The organism is Roseburia sp. AF42-8 (assembly GCF_003435965.1).
Classification (GTDB): Bacteria; Bacillota; Clostridia; order Lachnospirales; family Lachnospiraceae; genus Roseburia_C; species Roseburia_C amylophila.
On record NZ_QTVB01000009.1, the window covers coordinates 88,762 to 94,987 of the forward strand.

Sequence of the window (6,226 nt, forward strand, 5' to 3'; positions counted from 1 at the left end):
TACAGATCACTGCTTATCTTTCTTCTTTGATGCCCAATAGATATTCACAGGATACATGGAAAAAATCTGCCAGGGCAACCACTTCATAATCCGGGACAAAGCGTGTCCCCTGTTCAATCCGAAGAACAGTCAAGTCATTAAATTCATATCCGGCAAGCTGGAGCTGTTCTGCCAGTGCTTTTTGCGATAGCTGCCTTTCGGTTCGCAATTCCTTTACTCTCTGACCTATCAGATTTTTGGAATTGTTTTCTTTATTCCAGTAAATTTTCAAATCATCACCAACTTTCTAAAGATGAAGTGCCACATGATTGATTTTACGGAATAATCTTGATAATATACTTCTAAAGATGAAGCGAACGAAAATAATGTTGTTACAAATAATTTGGGGATTGATAATACTGCCTGTAAAATGCAATACTTATCTAGAGAAAGGTGGACACAAAATGAACGAAGTATTTGAAAAGCTATCTGATGTTTTTGAGGAGCTTCGAAGTGAAGCAGACGAACGTGAGTATTCCATACAGACAGAGGAAACAAAGAAAGCTGATAAGGAACTGAAAAAAGCAAACCGGGAATATGAAAAATTCTTATCTGAGCTTTCTGCAGAGCAGAGAATTTTTTTGGAAAACTATATGGATATTGTAGATCATGCACACTTTCAGGAGCAACAGAGAGCCTATTATCAGGGTATAGTAGATGCAGTACAGATACTTGCCGGATTGGGGATTGTTAAAGAGAGTGTTAAGGTAAAAGAGTTATTGAATACAATAATGAAATAAGTAAGCAGGGTGGAGCGTCCGATCATGGAACTTCCACCCTGTTTTTCTTCAGAATAATTCAGAAATAATCCAGAAAAAATCGAAATCTTTCTGCTATTCTGTCTCATGGGTTTTATATGTACGAAGATAGGCTTCTACCAATGCTAGAATGGTGGTTATCTGATCGTTTGTACATTCTGAAAGATAAACCAGCAGTCTTTGGTAATCCAGATTATCAGTTGGAGCTGCCGGATAAAAGAACGGATCAGCAGAGATGTGTAAAGCACGAATGAGCTGACCAAGTTTTTCAAGGCTTGGAACATTACCATGATTTTCAATCTCTTTGATATATCTTGATGAAACACCGGATTTTTCGGATAATTCATCATAAGTCAGCTTTTGGTCTAATCTGGCTTTCTTCAGGCGAAAACCCATGTCTTTATCAATTTTCTTAGATTTAGCCATGTCATGCACCTCCGTATATAGTGTATAGTTCACCATTTAAAAAGAAAATGAACTAATAACGCACTATATCAGAGGGATATAATGCACTTAAATAAAATAAGTAACTTTGGATATTGCATATAAAAAAACGCAGTATTCAAAGGTTTTTTCTCATGTTTTTATCCTTTGAATGTGTTTGGGAGAGCTATGTATTCTGAACCGTTGAAAGGATATTTTTGTATTTGGAAAATATTATCCTGCCCATTGCGTGGAAGGACAGGTAAATAGGTTGCATTTTAAGTAATGCGGCAAATTCTACAATTGAAAGTGCATTATATACACTCGCAAAATGTGGAAAAAATTTAATATCAGCTATAAACAGCGTCCTGTGGGTATGTGCTCATAAGGGCGTTTTTTATATACAGAAAAATTTTTCTAAAAATTTTTCAATCCACCCGAACATCTCCCCAGTTTCATTTGGGAGATACTCCGGAAGGGAAAAAAGGCAAAAGCTTGGCATTCGGAACGGGAGGAGGTGAACTCGTATGGGGCAACCTTCTTCTAAAGATGAAATGACTATCCGGCACCAATTTGACCGGTTATGCCAGATGGCATTAAAAGGCGAAGCTGTAAATTATTACAAGCACATGGACTATCGCAGGAAACACGAAGTTACATTCTCTGAACTGTCGGAAAAGGAGCTGAGCAAGTTATTTACTATGGATGAGTATGGAACAGAATATCATCATTTTGAAGTGCATGGCTATGACATTGAAGTGAAAAATACCCTGATCGCTGAAGCGTTGAAGGAACTTACAGAAAGAAAAAGGAATGTCATTTTACTTTCGTATTTTATGGAAATGAGCGATGCGGATATTGCAAGAGAAATGAATCTGGTTCGCAGTACCATTCATGAACACAGAACACGCTCACTTGAAATTTTGAAGAAGATCATGGAAGGAATAGCAGATGAAAAAGATGTATAAAAGCAGAAATGAGGAAAATTTGTTGCCTTTCCATATTATAAAGGCAGCATCAGAGGGCGATGTAAGTGCCATCAATGCAGTGTTAAAACACTATGAGGGATACATAATCAAATTGTCTACCAGAAAATTATATGACGAAAGTGGACAGGTGCATTACTGCATTGATGAAACGCTACGTCGCAGATTGGAAACCAAGCTGATTACAAAAATATTGGCTTTTGAAGTTGCATAGCATCCGATCAGAAAATTCCTTTCCTATTCATTGATTGGAAATGATGCAGCGTTGTACCTTGACAACTGAATATTTTTGCATACAGGACGTGAGGATATGTCGAGCCACTAGGTAGGTTCGTAAAGATGTGCCTGCTCTTTTTAGAGTGAACGTGAAGAAGTGTTGAAACATTACATTGAAGCAAAGGTATGGAGCGAGAAAAATCTGACAAAATGTGTGGCAGTAACACAGGGCGATGAAGCATATCTGTAATAATGATACTTCCGGATTGTAAAGAGATTTGCAGTCCGGTCAATTTGAATGACGGTGCAAGACCGATGTGGGCAGAGTAATGACCTGCCACCTGTATTGCATTTTTATCTGCCGATGAGAGCCTGCAATGGTGTGTGGGTTGTCATTGGCAGATAAAATGCGTGTTAAATTTAAGGAGGATTTGAGTAATGCAGAGGAAGCCAAAGACAATAAATAAGAAAAGACTGGTCAGATATAAGGAAGGGGCAGAAATGTACAGCATGGGTATGAATAAATTTCAGACTCTTGCCAAAGATGCGGGAGCAATTCTGAAGATAGACAGAATGGTGTTAGTAGACCTTGATGTGTTTGACAAATATCTTGAGTCATTTCGGGTGAAATAAATTTTGCAGACAAGGAAAAAGATTTTGGTTTAACCAAAATTCACTTGACTTTTGGTTAAACAGAAAGTATAATGATTATGAAATGGATGGAGGTGTATATTGTGGCTAGAACAGGTAGACCGAAGTCTGATAATCCTAAAAAAACTCTTATCGGATTAAAACTGACGGAGGAAGAAGCTGCAAGACTGAAAGGATATGCGTCCAAACATGACATGACCATAACACAGGTGCTACAAAGAGGTATTGATATGCAGTATGCAATGGATAAACCGGCTGAGTAGCTAGTACAAAATCTCTTTCCTTGAGAGAGGAGACGAGATGGCGAAATCAAGAAAGGATAACAAAGGGAGAGTATTAAGAAAAGGCGAAACTCAACGCAGTTGCGATGGTAAGTATGTATATACTTATGTTGATCCGGAAGGAAAGCGCCGGAGCATCTATTCTAAGGACATCATGGAATTGCGGGAGAGAGAAGTTAAACTGATGAAAGATCAGCTTGATGGGTTGGATGCGTATGCAGCCGGAACATCTACAATCAATTTTGTTTTTGACAGATATATATCGACAAAGGCAGAGTTGAGGGAAACAACAATGCGGAACTATAAATATATGTATGATCGCTTTATACGAGGTGGATTTGGCAAGAAGAAAATTGCCGCTGTGAAGTATTCTGATGTATTGCAGTTCTATCAGCATTTGTTGAAAGAGAAGGAAATGCAGATAAATACGCTAGAAACAATTCATACTGTTTTACACCCGACATTTCAGCTTGCTGTGCGTGATAACATCATTCGTGTTAATCCAAGCGATGGAGTAATGACACAGATTAAAAAGCAACCGGGGAAAAATCACGGTGTGAGACACGCTTTGACAGTGGAACAACAGAGAGCCTTTATACGCTATATTGATGAAAGTCCTACATTTTACCACTGGGCATCATTTTTTAAGTTCCTGCTTGGAACAGGTTGTCGAATAGGAGAAGCAATCGGTATCCGATGGGAAGACATTGATTTAGAAAAAAGGACGATCAGTATCAATCATAGCGTGGTTTATTACAGTAGAGAGTTCAAAGAACATCCGATATGTTCATTTGCTGTATCTCTTCCAAAGACAGAAGCTGGTATACGCACGATTCCGATGATGGATACGGTTTATGATGCACTCCAGATGGAATTGGATGACCAGAAGGAACATGGATTTAATGAAACAGTGATTGATGGGATGAAAGGATTTATCTTTATGAATCGTTTTGGCAATATCCATAATCCGCAAGCTGTAAACAGAGCAATCAAGCGTATATATGAAGCACACAATGCAGAAGAAGTGGTAAAAGCTGCAAAACAGCACAGAGAGCCTGTGATAATACCACATTTTTCATGTCATCATTTGCGACATACCTTTTGTTCAAGGTTTTGCGAAAATGAAACAAACTTAAAGGTAATTCAGTCTATTATGGGACACGCAAATATCGAAACAACCATGGATATTTATGCGGAAGTTACCGATACTAAAAAGCAGGAAGCAATTCAAAATTTAGCACACAATTTAGATGTATTTTAGGAAAGAGTCCGGCATGGACTGACGAGAGTACGACAAAATGTGTGCCATACGACAAGAGTACGACAAATTCGAGTGGTGTAATCAGCATAAATATGTTATTATAATAATGTTGGAACACCGAAAAAGGCTTTATTAAAGGAAAAAGCATTAAAGTAAATTAAATTGATGTGAAATCCCGACAATGAAGAGCCTTGATTCTGACAAGAAGAATAACAGTGCAAAATCAGCTGTTGCAGCTTCCACACAGGATGCAGAGTCAGCAGCAGGTGACAGCAATGGATTCTTTACTGCAAATGAGAAGATTGATTTCTCAAATGTAAAAGTTGAGCCTTTATTCGAGGAAGCAGTAGACTTCGATACATTCAGCAAGTCTGATTTCCGTGCGGTAAAGGTTAAGGAATGTGTTGCAGTACCAAAGTCAAAGAAACTGTTACAGTTCACACTTGACGATGGAACAGGCACAGACCGTACCATCCTTAGCGGAATTCATGCTTTCTATGAGCCGGAAGAACTGGTTGGAAAGACACTGATCGCTATCACCAATCTTCCACCTAGAAAGATGATGGGAATCGAATCCTGTGGTATGTTACTTTCAGCAGTAAATAACCTTAAGGATTCAGAAGATGAAGAACTTCATCTTCTTATGGTTGATAACCACATTCCGGCAGGTGCAAAGCTCTATTAAGATGATGTAAAGATGTACCGTTTTACCAAATAGACGGGACGTACTTCATTTGATAAAAAACTAAAAAAACAGCGATTTACATCAAACTTACATCAATTGATGCAGAAATCGGTGCAAGCAAGAAAAAATCGCATAATTAGTGCAATGAGTGGGCAATTCCAATCGGAGTTGCCCATTTTAAAACAAACAGAAATACAAATCAGAGTTTGTGATGGTAGATAATATGGAATGGTTTAATGTTTTTGGGCTGATTTTTATTGCAGTCATTATGATACCCAATGTTGTATTTGCGATTAAGTGTAAAGATGGATTTGATAATAAGTGGAACAATAAATATGTTGAGGTCACAGAACAAGTAGGGAGATTGGGTTGTTTCGGATTCATGATAATCAATATTCCGGGAACTTGGTTCGGGTGGTGGTCTGACGAAGCATTTGCACTATATCTGATTGTAGATACCATATTGGTAATGCTTTATTGTGCTATTTGGATTATATGTTTTAAGAAAAACAGCGTTTTCAGAGCATTAGCACTTTCTATTATTCCTTCAATGTTGTTCTTATTTAGTGGGATTATGAGTAGGTCAGTGCTATTGATTATTGCATCAGTATTATTTGCACCAAGTCATATTGTGATTTCATATAAAAATGTAAAATGATATTTACAAATTCAAGTTTGTTAAATTGGAAAATTAGAATTTATATATAAAGGAGAATATTGATGAAACTGTTTTTATGTTCGCACTTTTCAAGTGTAGGAAGTCTGATAAAGGAAGAAATTGAAAATAAAAAAGTCGCATTTATTCCAACAGCTTCGCTGCGTGAAGGCTACACCGGTTATGTCGGCTCGGCTCGAAAATTATTCAAAAAGTTGGGAGCAATCGTAACTGAAATTGATATTTCAACGGAGGCTTATTCAACGATACA

General features: G+C 37.6%; 10 protein-coding genes and 1 pseudogene. 9 read left to right on the forward strand and 2 right to left on the reverse strand.

Features of this window, described 5'->3' with window-relative positions; all coding sequences use genetic code 11:
• Positions 1–13: 13 nt before the first annotated feature.
• Complete coding sequence (locus DW059_RS05950) at positions 14–271, reverse strand: helix-turn-helix domain-containing protein (protein WP_117698156.1); 258 nt, start codon at positions 269–271, stop codon at positions 14–16.
• Between the two features lie 172 nt (positions 272–443).
• On the opposite strand from DW059_RS05950, the gene DW059_RS05955 reads away from it, so the two are divergent.
• Positions 444–779 (forward strand): hypothetical protein, encoded by a 336-nt coding sequence (locus DW059_RS05955; RefSeq protein ID WP_117698157.1) that lies wholly within the window; start codon positions 444–446, stop codon positions 777–779.
• Positions 780–872: 93 nt separating this feature from the next.
• Here the strand turns inward: DW059_RS05955 and DW059_RS05960 are convergent, their stop codons facing one another.
• A complete protein-coding gene (locus DW059_RS05960; RefSeq protein ID WP_002593580.1) occupies positions 873–1,223 on the reverse strand; it encodes a helix-turn-helix domain-containing protein in 351 nt (116 codons plus the stop codon).
• Between the two features lie 524 nt (positions 1,224–1,747).
• Between DW059_RS05960 and DW059_RS05965 the strand changes: the two genes are divergently transcribed.
• The 8 genes and pseudogenes from DW059_RS05965 to DW059_RS06000 all read left to right on the forward strand — a co-directional run.
• Positions 1,748–2,188 (forward strand): sigma-70 family RNA polymerase sigma factor, encoded by a 441-nt coding sequence (locus tag DW059_RS05965; RefSeq protein ID WP_006859230.1) that lies wholly within the window; start codon positions 1,748–1,750, stop codon positions 2,186–2,188.
• The gene (locus tag DW059_RS05970; protein WP_002593582.1) at positions 2,172–2,420 is read left to right on the forward strand and encodes a helix-turn-helix domain-containing protein; all 249 of its coding nucleotides are present in this window, start codon (positions 2,172–2,174) and stop codon (positions 2,418–2,420) included. The genes DW059_RS05965 and DW059_RS05970 overlap by 17 nt, the downstream gene beginning before the upstream one ends.
• 440 nt (positions 2,421–2,860) lie before the next feature.
• Positions 2,861–3,055, forward strand: coding sequence for a DUF6462 family protein (locus tag DW059_RS05975; protein ID WP_055264249.1), 195 nt, complete (start codon positions 2,861–2,863; stop codon positions 3,053–3,055).
• Positions 3,056–3,156: 101 nt separating this feature from the next.
• Positions 3,157–3,336: a hypothetical protein gene (locus DW059_RS05980; RefSeq protein WP_227700698.1), complete on the forward strand. Its 180-nt coding sequence runs from the start codon at positions 3,157–3,159 to the stop codon at positions 3,334–3,336.
• Positions 3,337–3,373: 37 nt separating this feature from the next.
• Entirely contained in the window at positions 3,374–4,615 is a 1,242-nt protein-coding gene (locus tag DW059_RS05985) for a tyrosine-type recombinase/integrase (protein ID WP_117698158.1), read from the forward strand.
• A gap of 175 nt (positions 4,616–4,790) precedes the next feature.
• A pseudogene (locus DW059_RS05990) lies at positions 4,791–5,300 on the forward strand (hypothetical protein); the annotation flags it as partial.
• A gap of 211 nt (positions 5,301–5,511) precedes the next feature.
• Positions 5,512–5,958 carry a hypothetical protein gene (locus tag DW059_RS05995; protein WP_005330834.1) on the forward strand — a complete coding sequence of 149 codons (447 nt, stop codon included), beginning with the start codon at positions 5,512–5,514 and terminating at the stop codon, positions 5,956–5,958.
• 62 nt (positions 5,959–6,020) lie between these two features.
• The coding region (locus DW059_RS06000; RefSeq protein WP_158552054.1) for a Type 1 glutamine amidotransferase-like domain-containing protein at positions 6,021–6,226 on the forward strand (206 nt) is incomplete at its 3' end.

Excerpts from the sequence above, each read along its gene's own strand:
- DW059_RS05975 (WP_055264249.1), top strand. The coding sequence starts at position 2,861 with ATGCAGAGGAAGCCAAAGACAATAAATAAGAAAAGACTGGTCAGATAT.
- DW059_RS05985 (WP_117698158.1), top strand. The coding sequence starts at position 3,374 with ATGGCGAAATCAAGAAAGGATAACAAAGGGAGAGTATTAAGAAAAGGC.
- DW059_RS05955 (WP_117698157.1), top strand. The coding sequence starts at position 444 with ATGAACGAAGTATTTGAAAAGCTATCTGATGTTTTTGAGGAGCTTCGA.
- DW059_RS05965 (WP_006859230.1), top strand. The coding sequence starts at position 1,748 with ATGGGGCAACCTTCTTCTAAAGATGAAATGACTATCCGGCACCAATTT.
- DW059_RS05960 (WP_002593580.1), bottom strand. The coding sequence starts at position 1,223 with ATGGCTAAATCTAAGAAAATTGATAAAGACATGGGTTTTCGCCTGAAG.
- DW059_RS05995 (WP_005330834.1), top strand. The coding sequence starts at position 5,512 with ATGGTAGATAATATGGAATGGTTTAATGTTTTTGGGCTGATTTTTATT.
- DW059_RS05970 (WP_002593582.1), top strand. The coding sequence starts at position 2,172 with ATGAAAAAGATGTATAAAAGCAGAAATGAGGAAAATTTGTTGCCTTTC.